Source organism: Corynebacterium sp. HMSC036E10, assembly GCF_001836265.1.
In the GTDB taxonomy this organism is placed as follows: Bacteria; Actinomycetota; Actinomycetes; order Mycobacteriales; family Mycobacteriaceae; genus Corynebacterium; species Corynebacterium coyleae.
On the sequence record NZ_KV827959.1, the window covers coordinates 1 to 14119 of the forward strand.

Sequence of the window (14119 nt, forward strand, 5' to 3'; positions counted from 1 at the left end):
TCGTCTAGCAGCATCACAAGCCCAGCTAGACGATGAGAAAGGCCGCAACAACCAGCTCCCGAACTCCCCCTAAAACCCCCTAAAAGCGCCCTAGTGCCACGTGACTTCGGTGTAGGAGATGGTGGTGATGATGCGCTCGCGCAGCGGCTCAGGAGCCTTCGTTGGCTGGCAGCAATCCCGGACGATGGCGCGAACGGCACGTTCAGACTCGGCAATACTGCGGCACTCCGGGCATTGCGCGATCTCGGAGGTGATTTCCTCGCGGCGCTGTGGGGAAGTTTCTTCGTCGAAAAGTTCGCACAGCAGGCGGTATGTCGCTTCGCATCCGTGTCCCGTAGCCATTACTTCTCCTTCGCCGCAGTGTCGGTGTCCTGCATGTCCGCGTGGTCGAGGCCAATGCCTCGTTCCTTCGCCACGTCTTTCAACATGCCGCGCAGTTGTTTTCTTCCACGGTGCAGTCGGCTCATGACAGTGCCCATGGGGATGTCCAGCACTTCGGCGATTTCCTTGTACGCCAGCCCTTCAACGTCGGCGTAGTAGACCACCATGCGGTAGTCCTCGTTCAACGCGTTGAGCGCCTCGGAGATCCGCGAGTTTGGCATTGCCTTGAGCGCTTCAACCTCGGCGGATTCCAGTCCCGTCGAGTCGTGCGAGCTCGAGGAGTACAACTGGTAATCCGTCACTTCGTCCGCGGAGGTTTCCAGCGGCCGGCGCTGTTTCTTGCGGTACGAGTTGATGTAGGTGTTGGTCATGATCCGGTACAGCCACGCCTTGAGATTGGTACCGGGCGTGAAGCTGTCGAAGTTTTTGTACGCCTTGAGGTAGGTCTCTTGCACCAGGTCTTCGGCGTCTTGCGGGTTGCGGGTCATGCGCAGGGCTCCGCCGTAGAGTTGGTCGAGCAGCGGCATGGCTTCTTCGGCGAAGCGTGCCTTTGCTTCTTGATCAAGCTCGGTTTCGGGCATGCTCGCTATTGTAGGTCAGCGCTAAAATCGCCCCATGGCTGCTAAGACTCGCGCGCTGAGCGCCCTTTCTCAAACCCCTCATGAGGTGCTCGAATACACCCCAAGCCAGGACCATTTCGGGGCCCATTCTGCTGCTGAGTTGGGCCGTGACCCCCACACGGTGCTGAAGACTTTGGTGATCCATCACGAGCGCGACATGGCGATCTGTTGCGTGCCCGTCGCCGGCCACCTTTCGCTCAAGGCGGCGGCGAAAGCGCTGGGTTGGAAGCGTGCGGAGATGACCGATCCTGCTCAGGCGCAGCGTGCGACCGGCTATGTCGTGGGCGGGATCTCCCCGCTGGGCACCACCAAGCGCATGCCTACGCTTATCGACGACTCCGTCGCCGACCTTGCAACCATCACCGTCTCCGCCGGCCAGCGGGGCCTTTCTATCGCCCTGTCCCCCACCGACCTGGCGGAGCTGACCAACGCGACATTCGCGCCTATCGGGACTGAATAGCCCTGGACTAGCCCGAGATCAACTCCGCGTAGTCGTTGCGCACGTTGCCTACTTCCTTTGCGGCCTCGTTCCACTGCAACGTGTCGGCCACGCGCGAGGGATGCACGAGTTCTAGTGCTTCCTCTGGGGTGCCGTCGACCCACTGGCGGATTTCATCGTCACGCAGAAAGAGCGGTAGGCGGTGGTGGAGCCAGGCCATGTTGTCGGTCGCGTCGGTGGTGATCATGGTGGTGGATAGCCGGTCCAGCCCGGTCTCCCACAGTGCCGCCGCGTACAGCAAGCCCTCTGCAGGGCGCACGTAGTAGGGCTGCTTGCCGGATTCGGTTTGCTTCCACTCGTAGTAGCCGTCGAGCACCATCAGCCCGCGCCGCGCTTTGAACGCGCTGCGGAACGAGGGCTTCTCCGCCACCGTCTCTCCGCGTGCGTTGAACAGAGGCATGCCGGTGTCGTCTTTCTTCCAAGTTGGGAGGAGGCCCCAGCGGGCGGCGTCGATACGCGCAGCCTGCTCTGCGATCCGGATGAGTGGCACCTGGTTTGTCGGCGCGATGTTGTAGCGCGACGGCGGGGTGCCGTCGGGCGCTTCGACATGGTTGATGCCGGGCAGGGTGGCTACCTCGGAGAGGAGTTCGTCGCCAGTAGTGAAAAGAACGAATCGTCCGCACATGCGCTCCATTATTATGACGTTCATGACGAACATGTGGCCCGCACCGTTCCATCCGGCCCCGATCACCCACACGCAGCGGGTGCCGGGGTCAAAGTCCATGACTAACCGCGCCTACGTGCTGGCGGCACTTGCCGCTGGTCCGTCGACGATGACTGGGGCGCTGCGCTCGCGCGATACGGATCTTATGGAGGCCGCACTGGCGTCCATGGGCACTGGCTTCGAGCACGACCGCGACGTCATCCGTGTGACCCCGGGCGAGTTGCGCGGCGCAGAGGTTGATTGCGGTCTTGCTGGCACCGTGATGCGGTTTGTGCCGCCGGTTGCGGCGTTTGCGCAGGGGCCTGTGCTTTTCGACGGCGACCCCCACGCCCGCAACCGCCCCATCGCGGTTATCCTCGACGCCCTTCGCACCCTCGGCGTGTCCGTTGCGGGTGACGGGATGCCGTTTACCGTCCACGGCACCGGCAAGGCTGACGGCGGCCCGGTGGAGATCGACGCCTCCGGCTCCTCCCAGTTCGTATCGGGCCTGCTGCTGTCCGCGCCCCGGTTCGAGCGTGGCGTGTCCATCCGCCACACGGGTGGCATGTTGCCGTCGATGCCGCACATTGAGATGACGGTGGCCATGCTCGCAGAGGCTGGCGTGAAGGTCACCGCTACCCGTGACACCTGGGACGTTGCTCCGCAGCCGATCCGCGGCACTAACTGGGTGATCGAGCCCGACCTGTCTAACGCAGCACCCTTCCTCGCCGCGGCAGCTGTCACTGGCGGCGAGGTGCGCATCCCGAACTGGCCACTGCGCACCACCCAGCCGGGTGCAGTGATCCGTACCGTCTTGGAGCGCATGGGCTGCGAGGTCGAACTCATCGCCGACGGCGCCACCCAGACCCTGCGCGTGCGCGGCTCGAAGCCTGGCACGCTAAAGGGCATTCGACTCGACATGAGCGACATCGGCGAGTTGGCCCCCACCGTCGCCGCCATCGCGGCGTGTGCCTCCACCCCGAGCGAGCTGACCGGCATTGCGCACCTGCGCGGCCACGAGACGGATCGCCTGGCGGCGCTGACCAACGAGATCAACAACGTCGGCGGCAACTGCGAGGAACTCGGCGACGGCCTGCGTATCACTCCCAACGAGATGCATGGCGGGACGTGGCGTTCCTACGACGATCACCGCATGGCCACCGCCGGCGCCATCATCGGTCTGGTTGTGGAGGGCGTCCAGGTGGAAAACATTGCAACCACCGCGAAGACGCTTCCTGGGTTTGAGGACATGTGGTTGGAGATGGTTTCCAAGTAATGCGCCGCAAGTTTTCCGATTACGACGAATCCGACGTCCGCGTCCGCCCCGGCAAGGGCTCACGGCCACGCTCGAAGAACCGCCCGTCGCACGATAATGCCAAGTTCGGTTTGGTCGTGGCTAAGGATCGTGGGCGTTGGGGCGTCGTGCTTGACGACGACGCCACGCGCCTGCAATGCACCCGCGCCCGGGACTTAAAGCGCACCTCGATCGAGGTCGGCGACCGTGTCGGCGTCGTCGGTGACACCTCCGGCGCGAAGGACACGCTGGCGCGCATTGTGAAGCGCGAGGAGCGTTCCTCTGTCCTGCGCCGCACGGCTGACGATACGGACCCGTACGAGCGCATCATCGTTGCCAACGCTGAGCTGTTGCTCATCGTGGTTGCCGCCGCCGATCCCCCACCGCGTACCGGGTTTGTGGAGCGCGCCTTAGTCGCCGCGTTTGTCGGCGGCGTGACCCCGGTGGTGTGCGTGACCAAGTCTGATTTGGCCGACCCTACCGATTTCGAGCGTGAACTCGCCGACCTTGGTGTGGAGGTGCTGCGCACCGGCGTCGACGACGACATCGCGGAACTGCTCACACACATCCGCGACCGCGTTTCTGCGCTGATCGGCCATTCCGGCGTGGGCAAATCCACCCTGGTCAACCGCATCGTCCCGGACGCGGACCGCGAAACTGGCGAGGTCTCCGGCGTGGGCAAGGGCCGCCACACCTCCACCCAGTCCGTGGCGTTGGAGGTACCCGGCGGTGGCTGGATTATCGACACCCCCGGTATCCGCTCCTTCGGCCTCGCACACGTCGCCCCGGAACAAATCGTGCAGGTCTTCCCCGATCTCGCCGAGGCCGCCGAAGGCTGCTCCCGCGGCTGCACCCACTTGGGCCCGCCTGCAGACCCGGAGTGTGCCTGGGACACGCTCGACGCTGAATCCCCCATCGGGCGCCGCGCGCTGGCTGTGCGCCACCTGCTGGAGGCTCTACACAGCAATAACGAGTGGGAGTTAAAGCAGCTCGAGGAGGAACGCTAACTCGTCTGGGTGATAGAACGCCATGTAGTTGTCTTGGGCGTCGCCGACGGTCAGCTCCGCGTCTTCGTCGCCAAGATCCGCGGCATCGACCACCTCGATGGCCTTCGCGGTGGCTTCTTCGGATTCCTTGATGTCCACGTGGATCGCCGCGACGTCCTCAAGATTCACCGGGCCGGACAGTTTCACCACAGACTCGCCCATATCGGGCGCTTCAGTCGCGTCCACGTCCACGGAGATGACCACGCGGCGGTGCGGGAAGCGCTCCTCGTCCCCAATGGCGAGCAGGCGTAGCGACGCCAACGCCGCGTCATCGAACGCCACATCTTCGATCTCTTCGAGATCGCCCGAGGTGAAGAATTCCTGCAACGCCTTCGTCGCAGAAAAACCCCACCCGCTGCGCGCATGCAACAGACCGTTGTCCTGCAGCGCTTGCAGCATGCCAAACGTTGCCGGGATGTAGACGCGCACTAGAACTCGCCCTCAATGTCGAACAGGGACTGGATCTCTACCGCAGTGCGGTCCAGCGCGGTGTGCAGGATGCCGATGAGGTTGTATTCCACTGCGGCGCGGATGTTCATGATGTCATCGTCGATCATCACGCACTCGTTCATATCCAGGCCGATCGCGTCGGCTGCCGCCTGGAACGCTGCACGCTCCGGTTTTTCCACACCGATCTCGCCGGAGAGCACAACCGCGTCGACAACGCCCTTGAACTCCCACTCGCGGATCGCGTCCGCAATCTCGCCCTCAGCTGCCTCGTTGGAGAGGATGGCCACGGAGACGTCCTTCTTCTTGGCTTCCTCGATGAGGGTCTTCCAGCGGCTCTGGTCTTCAGCGCCCGTGTCCAGCACACCTGCGTAGTCGATGATCAAACCCTGCACTTCGGCCTTCTTTCGTTAGCTTTCGTTAGCTGCGTATTTCGCGTACGTGATGCGTATTTTAGTGCGCACACTCTTTATTTCATTGCGCCAATCGTGAACAATGATACCTACCCCGCGCCGCGCCCACCCCCTCCCGTGACGGAGGATTCCCACATGCCCGCAACCAGGTACTACAGCGTTCCCGGCCACCAGCACATTCAACTCCTCGCACCTGAGCGCCGCACGCCCGCGCCGAAACCGGCGCCGTCGGTGCTCGAGCCGGACGTGGCGCTCAGCGCCACACCACAGACCAATCAACGCGTCGACCCTCTCGTGCGCCAGGCCATCAGCGCTGCGTTCGGAGGCTACGACCCGACTGTGATGACAGCCTCGCGGTTCAGTACGTCGGTGCGCACACACATCCGTGCGTATCGACGAGCCCAGCTCCAACTCCGCGCCCACACCCGCAACACCGCAGTCCTGCCCACCCAGCACGTCCGGGTGATCACCTGCCACTCTGGTGAGGCCGGCGAGTTCTACGGCACCGTGGAGAAAGGCGGGCGACGCCTCGCCTTTGCCGCGAAGATGGCGGACGGCAAACTGCAGTCGTTCAAAATACTGGAGCCGCCTGCGCGCAACACGTCGCAGACGGCTCCTCACGCCCTCACCAGGGCGTTGCCCTCAGTGTGAGACCGCACTGGCCCAAACAGTGGCCCCAAACAGTGGGTTCAGCGGCGGTTTTAGACGGTGGCGGTGCCGCCGTCAGTCTCGCCCTCAGCAGCCTGGGCTGGCTGGGTCTCAAACTGCTTACGCATGGCAAACAGCTGGCGCACGGTCTCTTCCTGGATCGCCTCGTTCATGGCGTTGAACATGTCGCCACCCTCCTTCTGGTACTCCACCAGCGGGTCGCGCTGCGCCATCGCACGCAGGCCAATACCTTCCTTGAGGTAGTCCATCTCGTAGAGGTGCTCGCGCCACTTCGTATCGATGATCGGCAGGATCACCATGCGTTCCAGGTTGCGCATCTGCTCTTCGCCGCCGATCGCAGAGATGTTCTCTTCGAGGTTGTCGTAGAGGGCGTTGGCGTCGTCGAGAAGCGCCTGGCGCAACTGTGCCGAGGTCAGCTCACCCGGACGACCGTACTCGTCACCATCGATGAGTTCCTGCGGCGTCACGGACGGGCCGTACAGGGACTCGAGTGCGTGCCAGAGTTCCTCGAGGTTCCAGTCCTCCACGTAGCCTTCCGCGGTCTCCGCATCGACGTACGCAGTGATGGTGGACTCGATCATGCGACGCACCTGGTCCTTGATGTCCTTCGACGCCAGGATCTCCTGACGCTCGCCGTAGACCACCTTGCGCTGCTCGTTGAGCACCTCGTCGTACTTGAGCACGTTCTTACGCATCTCAAAGTTCTGGTTCTCAACCTGCGACTGTGCGCCCTTGATGGCGTTGGACACCATCTTCGCCTCGATCGGCACATCGTCCGGAACGTTGAGGCGGTTCATCATGTTCTCCATGGTCTGACCCACGAAGCGAACCATCAACTCATCGCGCATGGACAGGTAGAAACGGGTCTCGCCCGGGTCACCCTGACGGCCGGAACGGCCACGGAGCTGGTTGTCGATACGACGCGACTCGTGACGCTCCGTACCAATAACGTACAGGCCGCCGGCCTCACGGACTTCATCACCAAGCTTCTTGGAACGCTCCTTCGCCTTCGGCAGCTGATCGTTCCACGCCTCCTGGTAGCGCTCCTCGTCCTCAAACGGGTCGAGGCCCTGCTCCTGCAACTTCGCATCCAAGAGAATTTCCGGGTTGCCACCCAGCACGATATCGGTACCGCGACCAGCCATGTTGGTGGAAACGGTCACTTTGCCCGGCAGGCCAGCCTCGGCGATGATGCGGCCTTCTTCCTCGTGGTGCTTCGCGTTGAGCACGTTGTGGGCCACGCCCTTGCGGGTCAGCAGCTGCGACAGGTACTCGGAACGCTCCACAGAGGTGGTACCGACCAGCACCGGCTGGCCCTTCTCCGCGTGCTCCGCAATGTCCTCCGCAACGGCCGCGAACTTGGCTTCCTGCGTCTTGTAGATCAGGTCGTCGCGGTCCACGCGCTGGTTCGGACGGTTCGGCGGGATCTGCACAACGTCCATCTTGTAAATCTGGTGGAGCTCGGCCGCCTCAGTCTCAGCGGTACCGGTCATACCCGAGAGCTTGTCGTACAGGCGGAAGTAGTTCTGCAGGGTAACGGTGGCCAGCGTCTGGTTCTCGTTCTTGATCTCCACCTGCTCCTTGGCCTCGATGGCCTGGTGCATGCCCTCGTTGTAACGACGGCCAGCGAGCACACGGCCGGTGAAGCCGTCCACGATCATGACCTCACCCTGACGGATGATGTAGTCCTTATCGCGCTCGAAGAGCTCCTTGGCCTTGATCGCGTTGTTGAGGTAGCTCACCAACTGGGAGTGCTCAGGCGCGTACAGGTTGTCAATGCCCAACTGGTCCTCGACGTACTCCACGCCCTCCTCGGAAATACCGACGGTGCGCTTGCGGTGATCCACCTCGTAGTGGATGCCCTCACGCATACGCGGCGCAAGCTGTGCGAACACCGAGTAGAACTGGCTGGACCCATCGACCGGGCCGGAGATGATCAGTGGGGTACGGGCTTCGTCGATAAGAATCGAGTCAACCTCATCCACAATCGCAAAGTTGTGGCCACGCTGCACAATTTCGTTGACCGAACGCGTCATGTTGTCGCGCAGGTAGTCAAAGCCCAACTCGTTGTTGGTGCCGTAGGTGATGTCAGCGTCGTACGCCTTCTTGCGCTCCGCCGGACGCATCTCCGACAGAATCACGCCCACCTCCAGGCCGAGGAAGTGGTGCACACGACCCATCATCTCGGCGTCACGCTTAGCCAGGTAGTCGTTCACGGTGACCACGTGCACGCCCTTGCCGGACAGCGCGTTGAGGTACGCCGGCAGCACCGACGTCAGCGTCTTGCCTTCACCGGTCTTCATCTCAGCGACGTTGCCGAAGTGCAGTGCGGCACCACCCATGATCTGCACCTTGTAGTGCTTCTGTCCCAGCACGCGCCACGACGCCTCACGGGCAGTCGCGAACGCGTCGAGCAAAATGTCGTCGAGGCTCGCGCCGTCGGCGATGCGCTGCTTGAACTCGGCGGTCTTCGCCTTAAGTTCCTCATCGGTCAGCGCCGCGTATTCATCGTCCAGGGCCATGACCTGGTCAGCGATCTTCGCCAGGCGCTTGACGGTACGCCCCTCACCGGCGCGGAGCAGCTTCGACAGTCCAAACACGTGAGAAAATCCTTTACTACTGGAGTAGGCAGGGCCAAGGTGTAACAACCCGCCATTGTACGCACGCCTACGTTGCAGAGAACAACCCGGCGTTGCTAATCGACGACAAAACCCGCCCGGCCCCTTTCACAGGACCGTGCGGGTAACAGCGCAAGCGCTACTTCTCGCCTGCTTCGGCTTCCGCCTCATCAGCCAGTTCGATCAAACCGTAATCAAACGCGTGACGGCGGTAGACCACAGCCGGACGGTTCGTCTCCTCGTTGATGAAGAGGTAGAAATCGTGTCCAACCAGCTCCATCTCGCTGAGCGCATCATCCACGCTACGTGGAGCGTTGGAGTGCACCTTGGTACGAACGACCTGGCCCGGAGTCAGATCCTCAACCTGATCCTCGTACGGGTCAACATCGTACGGACCCTGCGCAGCAGCCTCGCGAGCCTGCGCTGCCTTCTGCTCAGCCTCAAGCTCAGCAGCAAGCTTGCCGGTGCCCTTCGGTGCACGGTGGCCAGACATCGGAGTGGTGCGACGAGCCTTGACCTTGCGCAGCGAACGCTCCAGCTTTGCCACTGCGGCATCCAAGGCGTTGTAGAAGGTGTCTTCCTTCGCCTCAGCGCGTGCGAGGTGGCCCGAGCCAGTTGCGGTGATCTGGATGCGTTCCGCTTCCTGTTCACGACGCGGATTCGGCTCATGCTTGAGCTCAACGTGGAAGGAATTCAGAGTCGGATCGAGCTTCGCAATCTTTGCCAACTTGCCGCTTACGCGTTCCTGGAAGTGCTCCGGAACCTCAACGTTGCGGCCGGTGATGGTCAACGCCACATCGGGTCCGAGACCCTCCCCCTGTGCGCCACCCTGTACGGCATTCTGGTCTGCAGAAGTCATGTGCTTCCTCCCTGTGGGTAGTAGGAACTGTGTCCATCACCACTATACAACTGGTTATGACCAATACACGGGGGTTCGCAAAATGTTCGCTATGAGCTTACTGAGAGCTACGCTGCCAAGTGCTGAGCAGCGGATGCTTAGCTGCGGGTGCTCTGCTTCACGTTTGCACCGAGACCTTCAGCGATGGTCTGGCAGGTGCCCTCATCAGTGTTATCGCAGCGGCCAACCCAGTTCTCGCCGACAATGACTTCCTTTGCGTACGGGAACTGCTCCTCCATGAGGTAGCGCGCGTAATCCTCGGGCGTGCCGTCGAGCTTGAATTTGATCTGGCCCTTTTCCTTCTGCATGCACACGCCCTCTTCCTGCTTCAACTCCTGCCAGTTGGTGCAGTCGAAGTCCGTGCCGGCAAGGGCGTCACGGATTTCGGAGACCTCCTGAACACGGGCCTCATGAAGTGGGGTGATCTCTGCAGTCGAGCAACCGACCAACGCGAGAACCGGGGCACACACGAGTGGAAGAAGACGCAATTTCATTCCTGTGACCCTACTGGACACCTGCAAAAACACATATTTGGCCTGCGGTTACGCTGCGCACACGGTCACGCACGCACTCACGTCAACCCCGTGGGCGAGCAGCACGGACACACTGGCCTGGAGGGTTGCTCCGGTGGTCACGACGTCGTCGACAATGACCACGGGACCTGCAGGGATGGCGGAAAGCCGTACTGCTCCGGACAGGTTTGCGCGGCGCGAAGACTCGTCAAGGTTCGACTGATCGGCAGCGCTGGCGTCGAGTAGCAACGCGGGTGTGACACTGCGCTGGGTGGCGCGGCAGATAGCTTCCACGGGGTCGCCGCCGCGGGCGCGTGCCGAGGACACCTTCGTCGGTGCGGGAACCAGCACCGCGCCGACTGCGATATCGCCGCGCGCCTCCAAGTAGTCCAGCCCGGCGTTGAGTACCGCACCGACGTGGCGACGCACGGCAAGGTGGTTACGTTCCTTCATTGCCAACACCACCCCACGGTGCGCACCCGCATAGGCACCTAGTGCGAACACCGGCACCATCGGTGTGGTGTTGGGAAACACGCGCTGCGGCGGGTGCGCCAACTCCATCCGGCAGGTGGCGCACAACAGCGGCCCCGGCACGCCGCATCCGGCGCACTTGCGCGGTAGCAGCAACTCCCCGATATCCCCCAGCATCCCTGACTCCCCTACCGCGCGATGATCGGTAGCGCGCGCATACCTTCCAGACCTGGCACCTCACGCCAGATGGGGTTGTCCGCACCTGAGGCCGGCACTTGCAATACAGCATTGACGTCAGTGACGTAGAGCATGCTTGGCGACGCCGCCACTGCCACCACCGGAGCCGAAATATTGCCCGCCGACAACGCGGTCATAGACGAGCCGTCCTGCTCCACACGCAGCACTGGCGACGGGGCGGAGGTACCGACGATGAGCGAACCGTCCGCACGCCACTCGGCGGATACGACACTGCCTCCGAGCTCGTGGGCGTACTCGAGCACATTGACAATAGAACGTTCGCCGGAAGCGCCACGCTGGACAATGCCCGTGTAGAGCTTTCCGTCGATCACCATGACCACGCGGGTGCCGCTGCGCGACAGGCGCAGCACAGAAATGTTGCCGTCCACGCCTTCTGGCAGGTCGACGTGCACCTCGCCGGTGGACAATTCGCCACTGGCTGCGGATTGGACTGTGCGCAGGATCCGCTTGCCGTCTGCAACCGACCACACCGCCGCCGCGTTCGCTTCGAAGCTCGGGCGTGTGAATGTACGCGCCCGCATAACCTCTTCCTCGCGGGCACCGAATTTGCCCACGCGAAGCACATCGTCCTTGTCATCGTCTGGTTTGCCGAAGACAGCAGCCCATTGGCCACCCTTGGCCAGGTCGGCTGAAGTGATCTGGCCAGAGCTGCCGAGGCTGCCGTCGACGGCCTGGGTGGTGCGGCCGTCGACACGCAAAATGCGCCCATCGACGAGCGCGTAGAGCGTGCTTTCACCAGCGGTTTCCACCAGTGGGCTCTCGTCCGCAAAGTCGTCGGTACCGAGTTCGTCAGCGCCTTCGATGAGGGGGCTGCCGTCGGCTTCCAAACGATACGGACCTGTGATGCCGGCGGTGGCAAGGGTCCACACCACTTGGGCAGCAAACTGCGTGCGGCGTGCGGCGTCGACTTCGCTGAAACCAGTAAAGGTAAACGCGCCGTCTTTGAACCCCGTATAGGCCACTTTCGACGGCAACGCATTGGGCAACGCTGGACGCAGACGCTCCGCAGGCCCCTCCATAAGCAACCCGATTAAGTCACCCGCCAGGGCCTCGCGACGCGAGTGAACCCAACGGCGGTCGGTGACCAACTCACGGTCGTCGGCATCAAAGAAGTACAGGTTATACGGCTGATACTGGTTACGCAGCTCAGTTCGCTCCATGACCACACCCGCGGGTAGCGACGAAATACGCCACTGCCCATCGATCATGTCCAGCTCGATTTCTGCCTCGTATTTGCCGCGCTCCGGAGCAAACGATCCCCCAGTGCGCACCGCACCAACCACATTGCCGTGAACCGCAAAGCGACGCTTCCCTGCCGAGGCCCCCGGCAGCGTGGTCACGCCGAAGCTGTCCACGATCAGCTTCTGCCCGCTTGGATCCCACGCCTGGGCAGCGCTCTCCGTCAGGTAAGCACGCGCCATTTCGTAGTCGCCGTCCGGAATCGCCGATGCTGCGTAGAACCCACGCAGCAGCAAGTCTGGCTCCTCATCCTCCGCGGGACCAGCATCCGGCGTCGGAGACTCCGCCGGCGTAAACGGACGCAGCACGTGAGGTGCCGAGTTGGTTGGCAGCGTTGCGCACCCCGACAGCAGGGACATCGCAGTCAACGTGGCCACGGCCGACAACGCCAACGATGCAGCTTTATTCGTCCTCATCGGTGTTCCTCCTGGACTTCAGGCTGCGGATCCGGCGCTACTACACCGGCCCCACTATCGGTGGCCGGATCATCTCCCCCGCTGGTGTCAGCATCGGTAACTCCAACCGCTTCGGTGACAACAGGAGCCCCTTCGATCTCGCCGGAAATCTTGCCCGGCGCGACCAAGTCCAACGGGGCGACGTTGATTTTCGCCCCGACTTCTCTCGGCAGCACCAGGCGGAATTGGGAACCCACGCCGTGCGTGCCAGCGGCGTCGAGGATGCCGCCGTGCAATAGCGCATCCTCGCGCGCAATAGCCAGGCCCAGGCCGGTGCCGCCCGAGTGGCGCTTGCGGGACTTGTCCGCGCGCCAGAAGCGGTTGAACACTAACTCGTCTTGGCCTTCCTTCAGCCCAACACCGCGGTCGGTGACGGTGATTGCCACGGCCTCGTCGTTGGAACGCATCACAACCTTCACCGGGTTGCCCTCCGAGTGGTCGATGGCGTTGGCCACCAGGTTGCGCACGATGCGCTCGATACGCCGTGGGTCACCCTCGATCGTCTGTGGTTCCTCCGGGATGTCAAAGTCGACTTCCACATCCAACTCGTCGGCAAGGTGCTGGGTTTGCTGCCATGCAGACTCCACCGGCCCGCGAGCATCCATGCTGGTGGTGGAGAGTTCGGCCACGCCGGCGTCGTGACGCGAAATTTCCAGCAAATCATTGAGCAGCGCCTCGAAGCGGTCGAGTTCCTTGATCATCAACTGGGAAGCGCGCTTGGTCGACGGTTCGAGCGAATCCTCGTTCGCCGCGATCATGTCTGCGGCCATACGCACCGTAGTCAGCGGCGTGCGCAACTCGTGGGAAACATCAGAGGTGAACTGGCGCTGCAGATCACCGTATTCCTCCAGGTTGTTGATCTGCTTAGACAGCGTGTCCGCCATGTTGTTGAAGGACATGGCCAGCACTGCCATTTCGTCTTCGCCATCGACCGGCATGCGCTCGCGCAGATGGCCAGACGCGAAACGCTGAGCAGTTCTCGACGCCGAGCGCACCGGCGCCACAATCTGCTGCGACGCAAGCCACGCAATGCCCATCAAAAGCACCACGACGATCACCGCAGCGATAGCCAAAATGCCACGCATCAGTGCAACGGTGGTGGTTTCGCTCTCCATATTCATGACCAGGTAGAGCTGCAGATTCGGGATATCCGCATTCGTTGGTGTACCGACGATTAACGCGTCATACAACGTCGCATCCGGCCGTTCCACAGTGGCGAATTGGTAGGCCACATTTCCGTCGTTGACGAACTGCGCTAAGCGCTCTGGGATCTGGTACGACTCCGGCGACGAGGTCACCACCCCGCCACCGCTTTCCGCCACCAAGACCGGCTCGTAAAAGCTCGACGTGTCCGAGTGTTCCTGTGCGCGCTGGGTCAAACCTGCACGGGCTGAGTTCAAGCGCGCCTGCAGCGAGGCGGAACTGCCGCTGTTGTCCAGCTGGTATTCGACGGTGGCGCGTGCGCGCTCGATCTCCACACTCGCGGTTTCCAGCTTCGCCTCGGTGATGCGGCTAGTGACCACCGACGCCAGCACAAACCCAAGCACGGACATCACGATTGCGGACACGATAAGTACCGTGCCCACGAACCTCACCTGCAACGAGGTCGACCATGCGTGCGCTACGCGTTCGCGTGCGCGTTTGAGCGCATTCAGC

Annotated in this window: 15 protein-coding genes; 4 read left to right on the plus strand and 11 right to left on the minus strand. The window is 62.5% G+C overall.

Annotated elements, in window-relative coordinates:
* Window positions 1-90: 90 nt before the first annotated feature.
* Entirely contained in the window at window positions 91-342 is a 252-nt protein-coding gene (locus HMPREF2736_RS02405; protein ID WP_070422864.1) for a hypothetical protein, read from the minus strand.
* Window positions 342-962: a sigma-70 family RNA polymerase sigma factor gene (locus tag HMPREF2736_RS02410; RefSeq protein ID WP_070771973.1), complete on the minus strand. Its 621-nt coding sequence runs from the start codon at window positions 960-962 to the stop codon at window positions 342-344. Before HMPREF2736_RS02410 ends, HMPREF2736_RS02405 begins: the two co-directional genes overlap by 1 nt.
* Window positions 963-996: 34 nt before the next feature.
* Here HMPREF2736_RS02410 and ybaK point away from each other — a divergent pair, with 34 nt between their 5' ends.
* Entirely contained in the window at window positions 997-1461 is a 465-nt protein-coding gene (gene ybaK / locus HMPREF2736_RS02415; RefSeq protein ID WP_070828809.1) for a Cys-tRNA(Pro) deacylase, read from the plus strand.
* A gap of 7 nt (window positions 1462-1468) precedes the next feature.
* Here the strand turns inward: ybaK and HMPREF2736_RS02420 are convergent, their stop codons facing one another.
* Window positions 1469-2125, minus strand: a complete 657-nt coding sequence (locus tag HMPREF2736_RS02420; protein WP_070828810.1) for an SOS response-associated peptidase — start codon at window positions 2123-2125, stop codon at window positions 1469-1471.
* 13 nt (window positions 2126-2138) lie between these two features.
* Between HMPREF2736_RS02420 and aroA the strand changes: the two genes are divergently transcribed.
* On the plus strand, window positions 2139-3419 hold the full coding sequence (aroA, locus tag HMPREF2736_RS02425; protein WP_141761577.1) for a 3-phosphoshikimate 1-carboxyvinyltransferase: 1281 nt from the start codon (window positions 2139-2141) through the stop codon (window positions 3417-3419).
* Window positions 3419-4444: a ribosome small subunit-dependent GTPase A gene (gene rsgA, locus HMPREF2736_RS02430; protein WP_070482350.1), complete on the plus strand. Its 1026-nt coding sequence runs from the start codon at window positions 3419-3421 to the stop codon at window positions 4442-4444. Before aroA ends, rsgA begins: the two co-directional genes overlap by 1 nt.
* Here the strand turns inward: rsgA and HMPREF2736_RS02435 are convergent.
* Both HMPREF2736_RS02435 and HMPREF2736_RS02440 read right to left on the minus strand, forming a co-directional pair.
* Window positions 4418-4912 carry a DUF6912 family protein gene (locus tag HMPREF2736_RS02435; RefSeq protein ID WP_180950030.1) on the minus strand — a complete coding sequence of 165 codons (495 nt, stop codon included), beginning with the start codon at window positions 4910-4912 and terminating at the stop codon, window positions 4418-4420. The two genes, rsgA and HMPREF2736_RS02435, sit on opposite strands and share 27 nt — an antisense overlap.
* Window positions 4912-5325, minus strand: coding sequence for an HAD-IA family hydrolase (locus tag HMPREF2736_RS02440; protein ID WP_070422860.1), 414 nt, complete (start codon window positions 5323-5325; stop codon window positions 4912-4914). The genes HMPREF2736_RS02435 and HMPREF2736_RS02440 overlap by 1 nt, the downstream gene beginning before the upstream one ends.
* 153 nt (window positions 5326-5478) lie before the next feature.
* Between HMPREF2736_RS02440 and HMPREF2736_RS02445 the strand changes: the two genes are divergently transcribed.
* Window positions 5479-5994, plus strand: a complete 516-nt coding sequence (locus HMPREF2736_RS02445; protein WP_070422859.1) for a hypothetical protein — start codon at window positions 5479-5481, stop codon at window positions 5992-5994.
* A 50-nt stretch (window positions 5995-6044) separates the two neighbouring features.
* On the opposite strand, the gene secA is transcribed toward HMPREF2736_RS02445, so the two are convergent.
* The 6 genes from secA to mtrB all read right to left on the minus strand — a co-directional run bounded on the left by secA (window position 6045) and on the right by mtrB (window position 14118).
* Window positions 6045-8612 carry a preprotein translocase subunit SecA gene (gene secA, locus HMPREF2736_RS02450; RefSeq protein ID WP_070422858.1) on the minus strand — a complete coding sequence of 856 codons (2568 nt, stop codon included), beginning with the start codon at window positions 8610-8612 and terminating at the stop codon, window positions 6045-6047.
* Between the two features lie 157 nt (window positions 8613-8769).
* Window positions 8770-9489 (minus strand): ribosome hibernation-promoting factor, HPF/YfiA family, encoded by a 720-nt coding sequence (hpf, locus tag HMPREF2736_RS02455; RefSeq protein ID WP_070828812.1) that lies wholly within the window; start codon window positions 9487-9489, stop codon window positions 8770-8772.
* A 137-nt stretch (window positions 9490-9626) separates the two neighbouring features.
* The gene (locus HMPREF2736_RS02460) at window positions 9627-10022 is read right to left on the minus strand and encodes a hypothetical protein (protein WP_070449560.1); all 396 of its coding nucleotides are present in this window, start codon (window positions 10020-10022) and stop codon (window positions 9627-9629) included.
* Window positions 10023-10070: 48 nt separating this feature from the next.
* Window positions 10071-10688 carry a ComF family protein gene (locus HMPREF2736_RS02465; RefSeq protein ID WP_070828813.1) on the minus strand — a complete coding sequence of 206 codons (618 nt, stop codon included), beginning with the start codon at window positions 10686-10688 and terminating at the stop codon, window positions 10071-10073.
* A gap of 11 nt (window positions 10689-10699) precedes the next feature.
* Window positions 10700-12424, minus strand: coding sequence for an MtrAB system accessory lipoprotein LpqB (gene lpqB, locus HMPREF2736_RS02470; RefSeq protein ID WP_070449557.1), 1725 nt, complete (start codon window positions 12422-12424; stop codon window positions 10700-10702).
* Window positions 12421-14118 carry an MtrAB system histidine kinase MtrB gene (mtrB, locus tag HMPREF2736_RS02475; RefSeq protein WP_256381017.1) on the minus strand — a complete coding sequence of 566 codons (1698 nt, stop codon included), beginning with the start codon at window positions 14116-14118 and terminating at the stop codon, window positions 12421-12423. Before mtrB ends, lpqB begins: the two co-directional genes overlap by 4 nt.
* Window position 14119: the final 1 nt, after the last annotated feature.

Coding starts and splice junctions, on each gene's coding strand:
- HMPREF2736_RS02405 (WP_070422864.1), bottom strand. CDS start 342: ATGGCTACGGGACACGGATGCGAAGCGACATACCGCCTGCTGTGCGAA.
- HMPREF2736_RS02410 (WP_070771973.1), bottom strand. CDS start 962: ATGCCCGAAACCGAGCTTGATCAAGAAGCAAAGGCACGCTTCGCCGAA.
- ybaK (WP_070828809.1), top strand. CDS start 997: ATGGCTGCTAAGACTCGCGCGCTGAGCGCCCTTTCTCAAACCCCTCAT.
- HMPREF2736_RS02420 (WP_070828810.1), bottom strand. CDS start 2,125: ATGTGCGGACGATTCGTTCTTTTCACTACTGGCGACGAACTCCTCTCC.
- aroA (WP_141761577.1), top strand. CDS start 2,139: ATGACGTTCATGACGAACATGTGGCCCGCACCGTTCCATCCGGCCCCG.
- rsgA (WP_070482350.1), top strand. CDS start 3,419: ATGCGCCGCAAGTTTTCCGATTACGACGAATCCGACGTCCGCGTCCGC.
- HMPREF2736_RS02445 (WP_070422859.1), top strand. CDS start 5,479: ATGCCCGCAACCAGGTACTACAGCGTTCCCGGCCACCAGCACATTCAA.
- hpf (WP_070828812.1), bottom strand. CDS start 9,489: ATGACTTCTGCAGACCAGAATGCCGTACAGGGTGGCGCACAGGGGGAG.
- HMPREF2736_RS02460 (WP_070449560.1), bottom strand. CDS start 10,022: ATGAAATTGCGTCTTCTTCCACTCGTGTGTGCCCCGGTTCTCGCGTTG.
- HMPREF2736_RS02465 (WP_070828813.1), bottom strand. CDS start 10,688: ATGCTGGGGGATATCGGGGAGTTGCTGCTACCGCGCAAGTGCGCCGGA.
- lpqB (WP_070449557.1), bottom strand. CDS start 12,424: ATGAGGACGAATAAAGCTGCATCGTTGGCGTTGTCGGCCGTGGCCACG.